Source organism: Fulvivirga sp. AWR4_260 (genome assembly GCF_056158185.1).
On the sequence record NZ_JBSWSU010000001.1, the window covers coordinates 1,341,123 to 1,358,342 of the forward strand.

The window sequence follows — 17,220 nt, forward strand, 5'->3', positions numbered from 1 at the left end:
TAATGTATGAAAGCAATAGGCATGGTGCTAATGGTCTGTATGCTTGCAGCCTGCAAGCTAGATGCAGATAAAAAAGTAGATAAAAAACATTTTACTTTTAGAACAGGAGACGATACCGAAATCTTTTTTAAAAATATGCGGCAATCGTATTATGACCTAGAAGAGAATAAGGCAGCAAAATTTAATGTTTTTCGTTTTTCTGATAGAATTGAAACGGAAGATCATCCTGTCATAAACTTGGCCATTATTATTAATTATCTTAATGATGAGGCATATCTTTTAGTAGAGCCTAATGGGTGGATGGAAGGTTTAGAGCAAATTATAATTATAGATCAGAATACCGAAGGAACTCAAAAGACCATAAGCTTGCAGGAATTTAATAGAGGAGCTATGCTTAATTTCATTTCTGATATATATGACGGGCTATTAAATAAGGATACCTTCTACTTAGAAAAAGAAGGTGAAAAATACCCCATTTTACAAGCACACCAAGAAAGGGAAGCCTTTAGAATAACGGTTTCTGATTATTATAGGCTAACCCGCGTATATTGATTTTTAATTGAAATATTGCTTTTCTTATCTTTGTGAATGGCTAAATCAAAAAGTACCTTTTTTTGTCAGAACTGTGGTTACGAGTCTGCAAAGTGGCTCGGAAAATGTCCTGCATGTAATAGCTGGAATAGTTTTGTAGAAGAGCTTGTAAAGAAGAAAACCGGGGCGGATAAGAATGAATGGAGGAGTGATAATAGACCCAACTCTTTACCTAAAAAGATTAAGGAAATAACTCAGGAAAAGGAATTACGCATTAATTCTAAAAATAATGAGTTAAACAGAGTACTTGGAGGAGGTATAGTGCCTGGTTCGGTAACCTTAATTGCTGGTGAGCCGGGCATAGGTAAGTCAACCCTCATGTTGCAAATAGCGCTATCGGTCAACTGCAAAGTTTTATACGTTTCGGGTGAGGAAAGCGAGCAGCAGATTAAAATGCGAGCTGATCGGTTAGAAGATCAAGTGAAGAAAGCCGATGAATGTTTTGTGCTGGCCGAAACCTCTACAAGTAATATATTTACTCAGGCAGAAACTCTAAACCCTGATTTAGTGGTTTTGGACTCTATACAAACACTTTATTCTGATCATGTAGAATCTGCTGCGGGTAGTGTTTCGCAGGTGAAACAGTGCACGGCTGAGCTGATTAAATATGCAAAGGAGTCTAATACTCCAATATTTTTAGTAGGGCATATTACCAAAGATGGAGCTATTGCTGGCCCGAAGGTGCTAGAGCATATGGTAGATACAGTGCTACAGTTCGAGGGTGACAGGCACATGAGTTACCGTATTTTAAGAACTACAAAAAATAGATTTGGTTCTACCTCGGAGCTAGGTATTTATGAAATGCTGGGCAGTGGCTTAAGGGAAGTGACTAATCCATCTGAAATATTAATATCTCAAAAGGAAGGTGAATTGAGTGGTGTTACCATAGGAGCCACCATGGAGGGTAATCGCTCTTTACTAATAGAGATTCAGTCTTTAGTAAGTACAGCAGCTTATGGTACACCTCAAAGAAGTTCTACAGGTTTTGAGCAGAGACGGCTAAATATGCTTTTGGCAGTGTTGGAAAAGAGGTGCGGTTTTAGGTTAGGCCTGCATGATGTATTTCTTAATATGGCAGGGGGTATAAAAGTGGAAGATCCTGCTATTGACTTAGCCGTATGCTGCGCAGTTGCCTCTTCTTTGGAAGAAGTTGCTATTGATGAAAAAGCCTGTTTTGCCGCTGAGGTAGGGCTAGGTGGCGAACTTAGGGCTGTTAACCGTTTGGATAGTCGCATAGCCGAAGCGCAGAAGCTTGGGTTTAAAACTATCTATGTTTCTAAGTTTGGAATGAAAGGTATTGATGTTCAGAATTATAACATTGAGGTAATGCCATTTGCCAAAATAAATGATGTTTTTGCACATTTGATTGGCTAGTTTTAAGCATGGAACAGTTTTTTATTGATATGGGTGTCACCTCTGATACCTTCAGGATGATAGTGCTGCCACTTCTGATCTTTTTAGCTCGTATTTTTGATGTTTCCATTAACACCATACGAATCATTTTCGTGATGGGCGGGCGAAAGTTCATAAGTAGTGTTTTGGGTTTCTTTGAGTCACTAATATGGCTGATTGCTATAGGGCAAATATTTCAGCATATAGATAATGTTTATTCTTATGTGGCTTATGCCGGTGGATTTGGCTGTGGGATTTTGGTGGGGATGCTTATAGAAGAGCAGTTGGCACTAGGAAAGGTTGTGGTAAGAATTATTAGCTCAGACGATTTCTCAGGGCTGATGGATTATATTCATGAAAAGAATATAAAGTATACAATTGTATCATCATCTACTCACCATGGTGAAGAAAAACTGCTGTTTACAGTTCAAAATAGAGATAATTTATCTGGGTTTATAGCCCATATGCAGCAAGTAATGCCTAAAGCATTTTACACGGTAGAGTCTGTGAAAAATGCTAGTGAAACGGGCTTACTCGTTGAGCAACCAAGTAGAAGAGGTATTGGTACTTGGTTGACTTCAGTGCGTAGAAAATAATTATATTTTAATAAACCTCTGGTACTTCTGTCCATTATATATAATGTACTGGCCTGGAGTGAAATTAGAAATATCAATGTAGCCGTTCTCAGAAATGGCTACTTCTTTTTTTCTTCCCCATGAATCTAAAATTAGTATCGGATAATCGTTAAAATGATTTTCGATGTAAATCCTATCACTAGCCGGGTTAGGGTGTAAAGTAGTGTTATTTAATGGTTCAACGGAAGAAACTAATTGTTGTATACTAGGAATTTCTAAGTTTGGTTCTTCAGTGTGTTGGCTGTAAATATTGTAAATGAAATCTTTGACCAAGCCTGAGGTGCCATTGTTGGCTCTTATTATAACGGTATATGGATTTTCTCTTTTCAAAGAATCTACCATTGTTATGTTAACCACTATGCTGTAACCAATAAGCTTGCTTTTAATTTGACCTTCTAGTTCGCTATATACATTAAAGGCTACTTTACTGTCAGATACATTACGCATAATGAGATCAGTAGTTTTTCCCGGTTCAAGTACAATGCTATTGTCTTTTCCTAATTGGTCGTTACTTAAAGTGTCAATTTCAATACTGTCTTCGGAGTCTTTTAGTATAATTTGAAAGTCTCTCATTACATAAGACATCACTTTATATTTACCATTGACTTTTGCGAAAGCCACTGTCTTTACGGCAAAGTTGAACTGCCCTACTGCATAAATATCATCTTTATAAGGATTCCATGTTAAAAGTCCTGTGATTGGATTGATAGCAATTCCTTTAGGCATACGATATTCTGCTGCTGTGACTCCATAATCTCGATTACAAGGCACAAGTTGGTATCTTAATTTTAATCCATTCTTTATTTTAGAGGCAAGAGACAAACGAAGTTTGTCGCCAAATTGAGCTGTAAATACAAATGGCGCTAGAGATTTTGGTGATTCAGCGTTTAGTGTAGGATCTTTATCTATATGTAAGAAGGTCTCTGTGTAGAAAGGTACATTAACAGAATTGTCTAAATTCAACACATTAGGATTTCTATTTGCCTCTACATAATAGATTAGATAATCATCTGGTTTTTTATAAGTATGCTCTATGGAGTATGTCGCATACCCTAATTCCTCACTCAAACCTGTGCTTTCAACCATTGGCAGCTCTATGTATTCGCCATCTCCGAAATAAAGCAAACCCTCACCAAATAGCACTTCTGAATTTATATCAGTATAAACTTCAATAGTGATTCTGTATTTGAGTAACGCTTCATCTATTAGCTTATATGATATCTCTCCTGCTCTTAGGTGGGTAGCGTATGTCGAAAGAGAGATGCAAAATAGTAATATTGCTAAGGTTAGTTTTTTTGTCATTATTGAAGGTATCTATTGGAAGTTAGGAATTATGCTTAAGCTTCAAAGCCTTTAAGGCCTTGCAAGCCACCAGTGTGTATTGCTAAAATCTGGCTGCCTGATTTAAAATGCTTGTTTTTTATCATTTGCCATAAGCCAAACATCATCTTGCCCGTGTAAACTGGTTCTAGCTGTATGTCAAAATCGTCTTTGAAATTACTTATAAATTCTAACAACTCAGGTTTAACCTTGGCATAACCACCAAAATGATATTCATTAATAATATCCCAGTTTTTGAAGCTGCAATTGTACTTATCTAGTAAGGTGGTCACTTCATCATGCAAAAAATTGCCTTTTAATGAAGAAAAGCCAATAATTTGCTTTTCACCTCCCATACCTGCGATAATTCCTGCTATAGTGCCTCCGGTGCCTACTGCTGTGCAAATATGATCGAAGCGTTTTACTTCATCATTTATAATTTCTTCGCATCCTTTTATGGCTAAGTTGTTGGTGCCACCTTCAGGTATTAAGTAGAAGTCACCGTGAGTTGCATTTAATTTTTTTATAATTTCTGGATCTTTCTTTAGTCTGTAAGTAGACCTATCCATGTAATGTATCTCCATTCCTTGAGCTTTAGCATAACTCAAAGTTGGATTTAATGGCAAATGCTCTTCTCCTCTAATAATACCTATTGATTTTAGACCTACTTCTTTTGCTGCTGCTGCGCTAGCATAAATATGATTGGAATAAGCGCCACCAAACGTAAGTATGGTCTTGTGTCCTTGTTCCACTGCGGCTTTTAAATTGTATTTCAGCTTTCTCCATTTGTTGCCACTTACCCATTCATGAATAAGATCTTCGCGTTTGATGGCTAGGTGTATATTATGTGCCTCTAAAAACTCACTGTGCAAATGTTGAATAGCAGGATGCTGATGTATTTTAAGCATTAAATAGAAGTTCTTTTTTCGGAAGGTTACGCCAGTAAAGATACTTGAGTCCATCAATAGAAAGTATCTCTTGCCTCAATCTTTTTTAACCAACGATTTACTAGTTGTTGAAAACAGTGATGACGTTATAGAACATCATATCTAATTAAATTGAAATTTATCTATCAAAATGACGTTAATATACTTAGATAAACCATTTTAAATGGAGCCTGTTAAACATTCATAATTTTGAATGAGAAGAATCTTGAAAAATATTTATAAGCTTATTTTATGTGCTGCAGTAACATTGGTTATTTGTTTTTCTAATGACCTATACGGTCAGGAGCTGACATATAAAATTATTTGGAAGGGCGATTCTATAGGGTATCTGAGAGCTGAAAAAAGCGCATCGGGGAGTCTGACTGAGTACGAGCTTGAAAGCCATACTAAATTTAGTATGGTATTTAGTTTTCATCATGAAGTGACTTATGAGTCTTCGTTTGAAGACAATAATTTAATGAAGGCTTTAACGAAAGGTACATTAAATAATAAGCCACGTTCAGAAACAGAAATAAGTTATGATAATGGAGAATATCATGTTACTAAAGATGGAGACCTCTACGTCATAAATGAAGCAATACATGAAACCATATCAGGTTTATACTTTAATGAGCCTCGTAGTAATAAAATTTTTTCAGAGAAGCATGGTGTTTTCTGTACTATTAAAAATGTAGGTAATCATGAGTATGATCTGATCAAACCAGATAAAAACATTAATAAATATTACTTTAATGATGGGGTTTGTCAGAAAGCTACCATTGAGTTGGATTTGGCTACTGTTTATATGCAGAGGGTGCCATAATTAATTATTAAAACGCTTATATAGAAATATTTTATCAGGTAACTTAGCCCCTCACACCGAAAAGCCGATTATGGAAAAAGAAAAATTCACAGTAGAGAAAATACTATCTATGGATTTACCAAACATCATAGTCTATGCCGCTCCGGTCATGATTAGTTTGGTAGCTTTAGAATGGTATATTAGTTATAGGCAGAAAAAAGAGTTTTACGATAATAAGGACACTATCTCGGCCACAGTTATTGGTTTAGTAAATGTAGCCATGAGTGCAGGGTTGAAGTTTTTAACCTTTGGTGTAATATTATTCTTTTATAACCTGGTGCCTTGGTCTATTCCTCCAACATGGTGGTCATATGTACTTTGCTTAGTATGGATTGACTTTTGGAGATATTGGGCGCACAGAGTAGGTCACGAAAACCGTTTTTGGTGGGCTACACACGTTACGCATCACAACTCAGCAAAGTATAATTGGTCAGTTGCTTTTAGGCTAAGCTGGACACAGCACATTAAGGTTATATTTTTTATTCCTGTAGCTCTAACAGGTTTCCATCCTGTAGTTTTCTTCATTTGTCATCAAATAGAAGTGTTATATCAGTTTTGGATTCATACAGAATATATCACTAAGTTGCCAAGACCTATTGAGTACTTATTTACAACACCATCGCACCACAGGGTACACCATGCCAGTGATGCAAAGTATTTAGATAAGAACTATGGTTCTACATTTATTATTTGGGATCGCATATTTGGTACTTTCCAACCAGAAGAAGAAAGGCCAACTTACGGTATAACCGAGCCTGTAGACTCTTACAATCCTATTACACTTAATTTTCATGAGTGGAGTGATATTGCAAAAGATGTGAAAGGAGCCAAGTCATTTAAAGAAGCTTATTACTTTATGTTTGGTAGCCCTGCAAAAATTGCAGCTTATAAAAAACAAAAAGCAGAAGAGGCAGCATTAGCCGAAGAGCCTATTGCTCCTTCGCAAACAGCTGCTAGCGCTTAAAAAATATAAAATGACAGCACCTTTTCATTTAGCATTTCCGGTAAGCGACTTAGATGAGGCCCGCAGGTTTTACACTGAAGTTTTAGGGTGTAGCACAGGGCGTAGCTCCGAGAGTTGGATTGACTTTAATTTATATGGTCATCAGGTGGTAGCTCATTTAAGTCCGGAAGAGGCAGGGAAAGCTACTACCAACCAAGTGGATGGTGATAATGTTCCGGTGAGACATTTCGGTGTTATTTTGCCTTGGGAAGAGTGGGAAGTGCTAGCGGAAAGATTAAAAAAAGAAGGTATTAAATTTATTATTGAGCCTCATGTGAGGTTCAAAGGCCAAGTAGGAGAGCAAGCTACAATGTTTTTTTTAGACCCTAGTGGTAATGCACTAGAGTTTAAGGCCTTTCAAGATAATGATCAAATTTTTGCTCATTAATACATATTAACTTTTAAAATTTATAAGACTGTCTGTAGCTCGGGCAGTCTTATTTTATTCATAGAGGATGTGAATTATGAATGATAATAAAGTGGAACGGGTTTTCAATAAATTGTAATTTCCACGTTATTTGAAGATATAGAAATATAGAATTTATGCATAAGTACTTATTAACTGCCGTTTTCATATTAAAAATAGCTGTTATTTCATCTTTTGGTCAGGATGACCGACCTATAAGAACCATTTTAGATTCATTAAATTATACTAATGAGCTCCCTAAAGATATTTTATCTACCAAAACAATGGTACTGGTAGATGTGCCACCTAGAAGTAAAGATCCTTATATAAGGGGCAATTGGGAAGCATTTGCAGAACAGGCTCAGCCTGGTTTTCAAAAAGCAGGTATAGATGCCGTGGTGTATTACCATATAGAAGATGTGTATAGTGGTAAAGAATCTTATAATTCATTTAGACAGCAATTAAAAGACAGGCAAATTGAGAATATAGCTTTTCTTATAAGTTCAGGGGGGAGTTATAGAATAGTGTTGGCTAAAATTAACGATGGACATTATATTATCAATGCAGGTGAAGAAGCTTGGCAGGATGAAAATAAGAGCTTAGATATATTAATGGATAATGTTTATAAGAAGGCTGCTAATTCATCGCAAAAAAGAGAAAACCTCTTAGTAATGGAGGTGCCTGAATTTGGAGAAATGCCACAGGTAATTAAAGGCAGACGAGGTGAATATTATGACCTTAATTTTTCATCAGAAAAATTAGCGATCCCTGTTTTTGGTGATACGGCCCGCATCAATTTAGCTATGACCAACTATCCTTATGAGTATGGCTTTGTAGACCCTAAAGAGGAAGAAAAATTTATCAGGTCTAATGGTTATCAATATATTTTATACTACGTGCATTCTACAGCTACTACTGTGGAAGAGATGCTTGAGTATGAAGTGAAAGAAAATCAGAGTAAAATAGTTTCTGAAGTGGTGATAAAAGGTGAAAGCACTAAGAAATCTTACCGTCCAGAAACTCCTGTTTATAAATTTTATATTAAGCACATATATTCTGGTAATGTATTTTTAGGAAAGAGGTGGGATGCAGCCCCTACTTGGGAAGAGGCGTTATCTAACTATGTAGAAAACCTGAGGAATGAGCTCGTTAAATAATAGTTCAAGATCTATAAATTTTAATATATGAAAAAAGGTTTACTCAGTAAGTTGCCTTTCTTTGGTGTGTTGACTGTGGTGGTGGCCTGTAATTCTGGTAATAGAGGAGGTGAAAATCAAATTAAAGAAGAGGCGCAGAGTTATTTAGATAATTATACGCAAGAGTATCTGAAGCTCAATTATGCTTCTTCTCTGGCAGAGTGGAAGTCCAATACACACATCATTGAAGGGGATACCATTAATGCCTATGCTACTCAGCAAGCAAATGAAGCTTTGGCTAACTTTTCGGGAAGTGAAGAGGCTATTGCCAAAACCAAGGAATTTTTAGCGCATAAGGAAGATTTAGATTCTCTTCAAATAAAACAGCTCGAAACCATCTTGTACAGGGCGGCCAATAACCCTGCTACATTGCCTGAATTGGTAAAGCAAAGGATAAAAGCAGAGACAGCCCAGACGGAGAAACTTTTTGGGTTTGATTTTAAAATAGATGGTAAGTCGGTATCTCCTAACGAAATAGATGCCACGTTAAAAGATGAAACTAATCTATTAAAAAGAGAAGCCGCGTGGGAGGCCAGTAAAGAAGTGGGCAAAGTATTGAAGGGAGGGCTAGATACCCTCAGAACTTTGCGTAACAAAACGGTGCAAGCACTGGGGTATAAAAATTATTTTAGCTATCAGGTGTCAGATTATGGTATGTCCGTAGATGAAATGATGGCTATGAACAGACAATTAGTTGAGGAGGTGTGGCCACTCTACAGAGAGCTGCACACATATATGAGGTATGAGCTAGCAAGCAAATATGCAGTAAGCGAAGTGCCTGAAATGATACCTGCGCACTGGTTGCCTAACCGTTGGGGGCAAGATTGGTCTGCCGAAGTAAAAGTAGAGGGAATAGACCTTGACCAAGTTTTAAGTCAAAATGGAAATGAATGGCTGGTGAAACAAGGCGAGAGGTTTTATGTAAGTTTAGGTTTCGACCCTTTGCCTCGTAGCTTTTATGACAGTTCTAGTTTGTATCCTGCGCCTGCTGATGCTGGTTACAAAAAGAATAACCACGCTTCTGCTTGGCATATGGACTTGAAAAAAGATGTCAGGAGCTTGATGAGTGTGGTGCCTAATGCAGAATGGTATGAGACTGCACACCATGAGTTAGGACACATCTATTATTATTTGTCATATACTAATCCTGATGTGCCTCCATTATTAAGGCAAGGAGCAAACAGAGCATTTCATGAGGCCGTTGGTAGTATGATGGGGCTTGCTGCTATGCAAAAGCCTTTTCTTGCTAATTTAGACCTCATTCCAGAAGGTCTTAAGACAGATACTACACAGCAATTATTAAAAGAAGCACTAAATTATATAGTGTTTATCCCATGGTCAGCTGGTGTTATGACACATTTCGAACATGATTTATATGCTAATGATATGCCCATATCACAGTATAATAAAAAGTGGTGGGAGTATAAGAAGACTTTTCAGGGAATAGTGCCTCCAACTGCTAGAGGAGAGGAGTTTGCTGATGCTACCTCTAAAACACATATAAATAATGATGCAGCTCAATATTATGACTATGCTTTGTCTTATGCTATTTTATTTCAATTGCATAACCATATAGCCAAAAATATCTTGCATCAAGATCCTAGAGCTACCAATTATTATGGCAATAAAGAAGTTGGTAAATTCTTATATGATATTCTTAAAAAGGGGAGCACTGCGGATTGGCGCAAGCTGCTAAAAGAAGCCACTGGGGAGGACATGAGTGCAAAGGCTATGCTGGAATATTTCGAGCCTTTAATGAGTTACCTTAAAACTGAAAATAAAGGTAGGGAGTATACTCTTCCTGTTAGGCCTATTTTTAACTGATAATTTTTGTTTTAACAAATAAGTAAAGGCTGTACATTGTACAGCTTTTTTTTTGCTTCTGCTCAAAAAACGCAAGGAAAATAACTGCTTTTATTCTATTGAAATTAATGTTTAATGTATTGATTGTCAGTTGTTTGTGATGGTGTTTCATTTTTTGGCATAGCTATTGATAGCATCTAATCAAATATGTTGAACAGTTCATCTCAATGAACATAAATTCACAGAGCTATGAAAAAGTTGTTATTAATGCTAATAGTTTCAATCGCGGCAATCGGTACATCAATGGCAGAGAAAGCTACTGCTACATTTAGAGCTGCAAAAGGTGAAAACATTCAAGTAATCATAAATAATAAAATCATTAATCATCAGCCAAAATCTATGGTAAAAGTTCAGGGCTATGGAGGAGAGCATGATGTGAAAATTAAAGTATATACTGACAGTAAGGTGATTTTAGTAAAAGATGAAATAGAGATGCTTGCTGGTTATAAGAATGACTTTATGATTCTAGAGCTGAACGAACAGAGAATGACATTGAAGAAAACAGGCGTGTCTAGAATGTACGATAACAGGTACAGAAGACCGGATAACTTTTATAACAAAAGGTACTATGCGTCACTTCTTTCTAACAATGAAATGAATGCTGTACTTAATAAATTAAATAATGCTAATTCTGATAAAAATAAGTTAATGATAGCCACTTCTACCATAAAAGATAAGAAGGTAACAGCTGGTGATGTAGGTGAAATAATGAATGCCTTGGTGTTGGAAGATAGTAAGTTGAAATTTGCCAAATGGGCTTATAAAAGAACTTTGGATAAAGAAAATTATGATTTATTAAATGGAGGTTTCCAATTCAGAACCAGCATCATAGAGCTAGAGAGGTATATAACCACATATAATGCATAATATATAAGTAGTAGTGTTAAGGATAAAGGCTGGGTCATACGATTCAGTCTTTTTTATTCATTTTCAATGATTTGGCCTACCAGTGTTTCTGATTTTTCTTTTTGTGATGTAGTTTCATTTACCACATCTTCGTACTCAGATTTTGTAATCCAATTGTTTACATAAGCATGCCGGGCAGCGGCAGCAGTATCTTTTACTAGTAGCATGTCTACCCCTAAGAGCTGTACTTCTTCAGCTAACTTCCTTACGAGCTTATCTTTCGACATTTTAGACACATCACGAATGTAAATGGCCTTTATTCTGCCAGGGTATTCCTTGCAGATTTCAGCATACAGCTCGCTATCGCGTTGGCCACTATCGCCAATAAGTATAAATGGTAGGTGCTTAAAGGTGTTAAGCAAATGTCTTATTTTATCTAATTTATGGTTATGTGTGCCACCTCCAGATTTTACCAGTTTCCACAAACTTGTTTTTAGCTCTTGCAATAGAAATGGCCCTTTGGGGATGCTTCTTACTTCGCAGAAGTCCTCAAGGAAATCATAAAGGTTCCACTCACTGCTGCTTACATAAAATATAGGGTTGGCTCTTTTTCTGTTTTGGAGGCCTGTGTGCAGTGCTTCATAAAATGCAGCTACTCCTGTAAAGGGTAATCGCGTTTTTGAATTTTTAGTAAGTATTAGTCTTAGCTTGCGAAGAGTTTGAGTGGCATGAGAAATCAATATGGTATCATCTACATCTGAAATAACACCATATGATGCATCTTTACATTGAATATACACTTCGCCTTCTGTTTCTATTTCTTTTTGCTCTTCTACTATTTGGTCTAATACTTTGTAGTACACAGAGTGCCATCCGTCTACTTGCAGTGGCTCTGGAAAGGTGAAGGCTGCTTCAAAAAGGCCATTCTCATCTGTTTTTACAATTTTCTTACTATTAAAAAGTTTTATTTGGACCCTAACATCTGGTATTGCCTCACTCAAATATCGGCTAATCATAGCCCTAAAATTTTTCCTTTTTTTATCTTCAGATGAAGACTCATAAAGTAATCTGTCATCAAGTACATGCCCTTTAATATAAACCGTGTGATGATTGCCATAGGCACGATACGGTATTATTACAGGCGGGGAGAGTACGCCTAAGGCTTTCTTGAAACGAAGAGAAAGCTTTTTGACCGGTTTTTTTATAAACTTTTTGATAGTACCGCTTTTACTTCATAACCATTTATTTGGCGTTAATGTTATTGTAAATAGTATGAAGAAATTATTGTTTGTTATTAACCCTATATCTGGTGGTATCGATAAGTCAGGTCTTGTCAGTAAAATTAAACGAAGCTGTGATAGACATGGTTTAACTTATGATGTTATTGAGACCACGGGTGATGATGATCAAAAAAGAATTGATACTCAAATAAGGAAATTTGAGGCTGATGTTGTAATAGCTTGTGGGGGTGATGGAACGGTTAACCTTGTGGCGCAAGTTGTAATGCCCAAATCAGGCTTGAAAATGGCTATTTTGCCGTTGGGGTCTGCCAATGGTTTGGCCACAGAACTTGAAATGCCTGAAGAGGTAGAACGTGCAGTTCAGGTTATTAAAAAGGGGCGTAGCCTTGAAATTGATGTGCTGAGGATTAATCATGAGCACATATCGCTTCACTTAAGTGATATTGGTTTTAATGCGAAATTGATTAAGCGGTTTGAAGCATCTGGTATGAGGGGTAAGCTAGGTTATACACGCCAGTTTTTTGCTACTTTATTTAATAAAAAGCCCAGAAAATACTGTTTTGAGTTTGATCATACTCGATTTAACCAAAGGGCAGAAATGGTAGTTTTTGCCAATGCCAAAATGTATGGAACCGGGGCAGTAGTAAACCCAGATGGCGAGTTAAATGATGGTAAATTTGAAGTGTGTATATTTAAGCCATATCCATGGTATGCTATTTTTGGTTTGGCACTGCGTTTTTTTACAGGTGCAATGAAGCGATCACGTTATGTTGATATCATACAGACTAAAGAAGTGACGATAACCTCTAAACTTGAAGATAGCCTTCAAATAGATGGTGAAACTATTGGTGAGTTTAAACGGGTGCAGGTAAAAGTGGCCAAGCATAAACTTAGCCTTATAGTTCCTTAGTTGTCAAAAGGGAAGATTGGCTAAATCCACATTGCCACCACTGATAATAATTCCTACCTTCTTGTCTTTAAATAATGCTTTGTTATTAAGTAGCACGGCAAATGGTACAGCGCTGCTTGGTTCAATAATTATTTTCATTCTTTCCCAGATGAGCTGCATGGCCTCTATAATTTGTTCTTCGCTGCAGGTCATAATATCATGGGTATATTGCTTTATAATGCCAAAGGGCTTTTCTCCCAATGAAGTTCTTAAGCCATCTGCGATAGTCTCAGGGGCGACTTGAGGAATTAATGTTTTCGCTTGAAATGAACGGTATGCATCATCAGCTCCTGTAGGTTCACAGCCAATTACTTTTGTTGTAGGAGAATAATAATGTGCACTTAAGCTGCTGCCAGACAAGAGTCCACCGCCTCCAACCGGAGTAAGAATATAATCTAATGTTGTCTTACTTTCTTGTATTAGCTCTTTGGCAGCTGTAGCCTGGCCAGTAATGATTTTATAATCATTGTATGGATGTATTAAGGTGCAGCCTTCTTGATCAATAACATTTTGAAGGGTTTTTTCTCGTGCTTCTAATGTTGGTTCGCACTCAATTACATTAGCTCCATAATCGATCACGGCATTTTTTTTGACCTTAGGTGAGTTGGAAGGCATTACAATGTGAGCACGGATTCCAATAGTTTGGGCAGCTAGAGCTACCGCCTGTGCATGGTTGCCCGAGGAATGAGTTGCCACCCCTTTGTCGCGTTCAATAGTACTTAATGATAGAATAGCATTCATCCCTCCACGAGCTTTAAACGCCCCTACTTTTTGCAGATTTTCGCACTTAAAAATTATATCAGCCCCAGCTATCTCATTAATTTTTGAAGAGGTTAATATCGGGGTACGATGAATATATGGAGTTATCCGTTCATGTGCATTTTCAATATCCTCTTTCGTAGGGATGTTGTTCATTCTATATCAGTATTATCGAAATTATTATTGCTACAATTATCCCTGTTATTAGCACGGGGAGTTTTTGAGTGTTGATCTGTTTTTTCATAACTATTCATCTAATAGCCACAAACTATTAAAATGCAGCAATTAGATGAATAATTAAAAGGGTAGTCCCCTTTGGTTATATGGTAAACACCGGAAATCTACCGGTGAATATATTAATGTGCTTTGAGCCAGTTTTCTCCTATGCCTATTTCTACTTCCAAAGGAACTTCAAGCTTTACCGCACTCATCATTAACTCTCTTACCTTTTCTTTTACGGTCTCCACTTCGTCTTTAGGTACTTCAAATACCAATTCATCATGTACTTGCATGATCATTTTTGTTTTAAGCCCTGACTCGTTTAACCATTGATGAATGTTGACCATCGCTATTTTAATGATGTCTGCAGCACTTCCTTGTATAGGAGCATTAATAGCATTTCGCTCAGCATAACCCCGCATAGTGGCATTACGAGAATTAATGTCTCTTAAATACCTCCTTCTTCCTTTTATGGTTTCTACATATTCTTTTTCGCGTGCTTTCTCTATACAGTCATCCATATAGCCTTGAATAGAAGGGAATTCTTTAAAATAAGATTTTATAATGTCTCCCGCTTCTGTTCGGCTAATGTTTAGGTTTTGAGACAGACCAAATGCCGAAATCCCATAAATGATACCGAAGTTTACTTCTTTGGCTTTTCTTCTCATGTTGGAGTCTACCTCCTCCACCGGTACGCCAAATACTTTCGCAGCAGTGGTAGAGTGGATGTCTCTTCCTGATTTAAATGCTTCAATCATGTGTTTGTCTTCTGCAAATGCAGCGGCTATTCTTAATTCTATTTGGCTATAATCCGCAGCTAATAAAACATGATTGTCATCTTTAGGTACAAACGCTTTTCTTATTTCTCTTCCCTTTTCTGTTCTAATAGGAATATTCTGAAGATTAGGGTTATTAGAGCTTAGTCTTCCTGTAGCAGCTACAGCTTGTCCATAATCAGTATGTACGCGGCCATCTTTGCTGATCATTTTAGGCAACGCATCTACGTAAGTAGATTTTAATTTTTGATATTCTCTAAATTCTAAAATTTTCCTACAAATCTCATGCTCTCCTGCAAGCTTGCTCAATATTTCTTCTCCTGTAGCATATTGGCCTGATTTTGTCTTTTTAGGCTTATCTACCAGTTTTAACTTGTCAAAGAGAATTTCGCCAAGTTGTTTTGGTGAGGCGATATTAAATTCTTGTCCTGCAATTTTATAAATTTCTTCTTGAGCCTCTTTGCTAACTTCTAATAGCTCCTGAGACATCTGCTTTAAAGCACTTTCATCTATTTTTACCCCTTGGTATTCCATGTCGGATAAAACATAAACCAATGGGTGCTCTACTTCTTCTAATAAAGTTGTTAGTTTTTCTTTTTGTAACTCATCAAAGAGGTGATGCTTTAGCTGAAGAGTGATGTCAGCATCTTCTCCGGCATATTCCACTACCTCTTCAGGGGCTATGTCCCTCATGTTAAGCTGTTTCTTGCCTTTTGGGCCTAGCACCTCTGTGATGGAGATAGGGATGTAGTTGAGCAATTGCTCTGCCATGGCATCCATGCTATGCTTTGTTTCTGGCTCTAGAATATAATGGGCGAGCATGGTGTCAAATATTTGACCTTTTACATTGATGCCATATTTCTTAAGCGCTAAAATATCGTACTTAAGGTTTTGTCCAATCTTAAGTATTTTTTCATCTTCTAGTACCTCTTTAAATTCTGAGATAATAGCCTTGGCCTCTTCAAAATCTAAAGGTACACTTACGTAGAATGCTTCGCCTTTAACATAAGAGAAGGCAATGCCAACTACTTCAGCTTCTACAGCATCAATACTAGTGGTTTCCGTATCAAAGCAAAGCTCTTTTTGTATTTTAAGAAACTCTATTAATTCAGCCCTTTTCTCTGGCGTTGAGATTAGGTGATATTCATGTTCTATCGACTTAATAGTGTCCTTTTGTACAGGTTCACTTTCTTCGTTGATTTCAATGGCTTGCTTGCTTGCTTCGCTAAACATTGAAAGCTGGCCAGATGAGCTGCCACTGCTTTTTGTGGAGCCAGTACTGGTTTCGCCAAATACCCTTTTAGCTAAGGTTTTAAATTCTAATTCATCAAAAATGGCCTGCAGTTTTTCTTTGTCAGGGCCATTGTATAACATTTCCTCTTCGTTAAACTCAACAGGAACATCTATTTTAATAGTAGCGAGTTCTTTAGAAAGCACACCTTGTGCTCCAAAATTCTCTACATTTTCTTTTTGCTTGCCTTTGAGCTGGTCGGTATTGGCTACAAGGTTTTCTACTGAGCCAAATTGCTTGATAAGTTTGGCTGCCGTTTTAGGGCCAATGCCTGGTATGCCTGGTATGTTATCTGAGGCATCACCTTGCAAGCCTAACATGTCAATAACCTGATTAACATTTTCTATATCCCATTTCTTGCAAACCTCTTCCACCCCCATAATATCCACTGCATTTCCCATGTAGGCAGGCTTGTACAAGTAAACGTGTTCTTCAACTAGCTGCCCGTAATCTTTGTCCGGAGTCATCATAAAGACTTCAAAATTATTGACAGCAGCCTTTTTTGCTATTGTACCAATAATATCGTCAGCCTCAAATCCATCAAGTTCTATTACTGGTATGTTAAAAGCTCTTACAATATCTTTTACAATGGGTACGCCTGTTTTTATGTCTTCCGGGGTTTCTTCTCGGTGGGCTTTATATTCGCTATACTGTATATGTCTGAAAGTAGGTGCTGAAGTGTCAAAAGCAACGGCAATATGAGTTGGCTCTTGCTTTTGAATAACTTCCAACAGCGTATTGGTAAAGCCAAGCATTACTCCGGTATTAACCCCTTTTGTATTGATGCGAGGTGTTTTACTAAAAGCAAAGTGGGCTCTGTATATCAATGCATAAGCATCTAGTAAGAATAATTTTTTTTCAGGTTTACTCATAAACTCAAAGGTAATTAATTGAGGTAAGAGTTGGTATGAAAAAAGCCCTGCAATAATTACAGGGCTTCATATT

General features: G+C 37.0%; 15 protein-coding genes. 10 read left to right on the forward strand and 5 right to left on the reverse strand.

The genetic code is table 11. From position 1 onward, the window contains the following. Positions 1–6: 6 nt before the first annotated feature. Genes ACXACQ_RS05660 through ACXACQ_RS05670 form a run of 3 tightly spaced genes read left to right on the forward strand, consistent with a single transcriptional unit; the run spans position 7 to position 2,579 of the window. On the forward strand, positions 7–552 hold the full coding sequence (locus ACXACQ_RS05660; RefSeq protein ID WP_474974963.1) for a hypothetical protein: 546 nt from the start codon (positions 7–9) through the stop codon (positions 550–552). 36 nt (positions 553–588) lie between these two features. Beyond that, on the forward strand, positions 589–1,965 hold the full coding sequence (gene radA / locus ACXACQ_RS05665) for a DNA repair protein RadA (RefSeq protein ID WP_474974964.1): 1,377 nt from the start codon (positions 589–591) through the stop codon (positions 1,963–1,965). Positions 1,966–1,973: 8 nt separating this feature from the next. Continuing rightward, positions 1,974–2,579 (forward strand): DUF2179 domain-containing protein, encoded by a 606-nt coding sequence (locus ACXACQ_RS05670; RefSeq protein ID WP_474974965.1) that lies wholly within the window; start codon positions 1,974–1,976, stop codon positions 2,577–2,579. Here the strand turns inward: ACXACQ_RS05670 and ACXACQ_RS05675 are convergent, their stop codons facing one another. Beyond that, entirely contained in the window at positions 2,580–3,920 is a 1,341-nt protein-coding gene (locus ACXACQ_RS05675; RefSeq protein WP_474974966.1) for a hypothetical protein, read from the reverse strand. 35 nt (positions 3,921–3,955) lie between these two features. Further along, the gene (locus ACXACQ_RS05680; RefSeq protein ID WP_474974967.1) at positions 3,956–4,846 is read right to left on the reverse strand and encodes a 1-aminocyclopropane-1-carboxylate deaminase/D-cysteine desulfhydrase; all 891 of its coding nucleotides are present in this window, start codon (positions 4,844–4,846) and stop codon (positions 3,956–3,958) included. A 232-nt stretch (positions 4,847–5,078) separates the two neighbouring features. Here ACXACQ_RS05680 and ACXACQ_RS05685 point away from each other — a divergent pair, with 232 nt between their 5' ends. The 6 genes from ACXACQ_RS05685 (at position 5,079) to ACXACQ_RS05710 (ending at position 11,061) form a co-directional block, all read left to right on the forward strand. Further along, a complete protein-coding gene (locus ACXACQ_RS05685; protein WP_474974968.1) occupies positions 5,079–5,687 on the forward strand; it encodes a DUF6134 family protein in 609 nt (202 codons plus the stop codon). 70 nt (positions 5,688–5,757) lie between these two features. Beyond that, positions 5,758–6,690: a sterol desaturase family protein gene (locus ACXACQ_RS05690; protein ID WP_474974969.1), complete on the forward strand. Its 933-nt coding sequence runs from the start codon at positions 5,758–5,760 to the stop codon at positions 6,688–6,690. A 10-nt stretch (positions 6,691–6,700) separates the two neighbouring features. After that, positions 6,701–7,117 carry a VOC family protein gene (locus ACXACQ_RS05695; RefSeq protein WP_474974970.1) on the forward strand — a complete coding sequence of 139 codons (417 nt, stop codon included), beginning with the start codon at positions 6,701–6,703 and terminating at the stop codon, positions 7,115–7,117. 155 nt (positions 7,118–7,272) lie between these two features. Next, the gene (locus ACXACQ_RS05700) at positions 7,273–8,292 is read left to right on the forward strand and encodes a hypothetical protein (RefSeq protein WP_474974971.1); all 1,020 of its coding nucleotides are present in this window, start codon (positions 7,273–7,275) and stop codon (positions 8,290–8,292) included. Between the two features lie 27 nt (positions 8,293–8,319). Continuing rightward, positions 8,320–10,155 carry a M2 family metallopeptidase gene (locus ACXACQ_RS05705; RefSeq protein ID WP_474974972.1) on the forward strand — a complete coding sequence of 612 codons (1,836 nt, stop codon included), beginning with the start codon at positions 8,320–8,322 and terminating at the stop codon, positions 10,153–10,155. A gap of 228 nt (positions 10,156–10,383) precedes the next feature. Then, entirely contained in the window at positions 10,384–11,061 is a 678-nt protein-coding gene (locus ACXACQ_RS05710; protein WP_474974973.1) for a DUF4476 domain-containing protein, read from the forward strand. A 53-nt stretch (positions 11,062–11,114) separates the two neighbouring features. Here the strand turns inward: ACXACQ_RS05710 and ACXACQ_RS05715 are convergent, their stop codons facing one another. After that, positions 11,115–12,056 (reverse strand): App1 family protein, encoded by a 942-nt coding sequence (locus tag ACXACQ_RS05715; protein ID WP_474974974.1) that lies wholly within the window; start codon positions 12,054–12,056, stop codon positions 11,115–11,117. A gap of 256 nt (positions 12,057–12,312) precedes the next feature. On the opposite strand from ACXACQ_RS05715, the gene ACXACQ_RS05720 reads away from it, so the two are divergent. Beyond that, entirely contained in the window at positions 12,313–13,191 is an 879-nt protein-coding gene (locus tag ACXACQ_RS05720) for a diacylglycerol/lipid kinase family protein (RefSeq protein ID WP_474974975.1), read from the forward strand. 3 nt (positions 13,192–13,194) lie between these two features. On the opposite strand, the gene ACXACQ_RS05725 is transcribed toward ACXACQ_RS05720, so the two are convergent. Continuing rightward, positions 13,195–14,145, reverse strand: a complete 951-nt coding sequence (locus ACXACQ_RS05725; RefSeq protein WP_474974976.1) for a threonine ammonia-lyase — start codon at positions 14,143–14,145, stop codon at positions 13,195–13,197. A 200-nt stretch (positions 14,146–14,345) separates the two neighbouring features. Beyond that, a complete protein-coding gene (gene polA, locus ACXACQ_RS05730) occupies positions 14,346–17,147 on the reverse strand; it encodes a DNA polymerase I (protein ID WP_474974977.1) in 2,802 nt (933 codons plus the stop codon). Positions 17,148–17,220 lie beyond the last annotated feature (73 nt).

Bases quoted from the DNA above. Each gene is read 5' to 3' on its own strand.
- ACXACQ_RS05660 (WP_474974963.1), top strand. From the start codon at position 7: ATGAAAGCAATAGGCATGGTGCTAATGGTCTGTATGCTTGCAGCCTGC.
- radA (WP_474974964.1), top strand. From the start codon at position 589: ATGGCTAAATCAAAAAGTACCTTTTTTTGTCAGAACTGTGGTTACGAG.
- ACXACQ_RS05670 (WP_474974965.1), top strand. From the start codon at position 1,974: ATGGAACAGTTTTTTATTGATATGGGTGTCACCTCTGATACCTTCAGG.
- ACXACQ_RS05675 (WP_474974966.1), bottom strand. From the start codon at position 3,920: ATGACAAAAAAACTAACCTTAGCAATATTACTATTTTGCATCTCTCTT.
- ACXACQ_RS05680 (WP_474974967.1), bottom strand. From the start codon at position 4,846: ATGCTTAAAATACATCAGCATCCTGCTATTCAACATTTGCACAGTGAG.
- ACXACQ_RS05685 (WP_474974968.1), top strand. From the start codon at position 5,079: ATGAGAAGAATCTTGAAAAATATTTATAAGCTTATTTTATGTGCTGCA.
- ACXACQ_RS05690 (WP_474974969.1), top strand. From the start codon at position 5,758: ATGGAAAAAGAAAAATTCACAGTAGAGAAAATACTATCTATGGATTTA.
- ACXACQ_RS05695 (WP_474974970.1), top strand. From the start codon at position 6,701: ATGACAGCACCTTTTCATTTAGCATTTCCGGTAAGCGACTTAGATGAG.
- ACXACQ_RS05700 (WP_474974971.1), top strand. From the start codon at position 7,273: ATGCATAAGTACTTATTAACTGCCGTTTTCATATTAAAAATAGCTGTT.
- ACXACQ_RS05705 (WP_474974972.1), top strand. From the start codon at position 8,320: ATGAAAAAAGGTTTACTCAGTAAGTTGCCTTTCTTTGGTGTGTTGACT.
- ACXACQ_RS05710 (WP_474974973.1), top strand. From the start codon at position 10,384: ATGAAAAAGTTGTTATTAATGCTAATAGTTTCAATCGCGGCAATCGGT.
- ACXACQ_RS05715 (WP_474974974.1), bottom strand. From the start codon at position 12,056: ATGATTAGCCGATATTTGAGTGAGGCAATACCAGATGTTAGGGTCCAA.
- ACXACQ_RS05720 (WP_474974975.1), top strand. From the start codon at position 12,313: ATGAAGAAATTATTGTTTGTTATTAACCCTATATCTGGTGGTATCGAT.
- ACXACQ_RS05725 (WP_474974976.1), bottom strand. From the start codon at position 14,145: ATGAACAACATCCCTACGAAAGAGGATATTGAAAATGCACATGAACGG.
- polA (WP_474974977.1), bottom strand. From the start codon at position 17,147: ATGAGTAAACCTGAAAAAAAATTATTCTTACTAGATGCTTATGCATTG.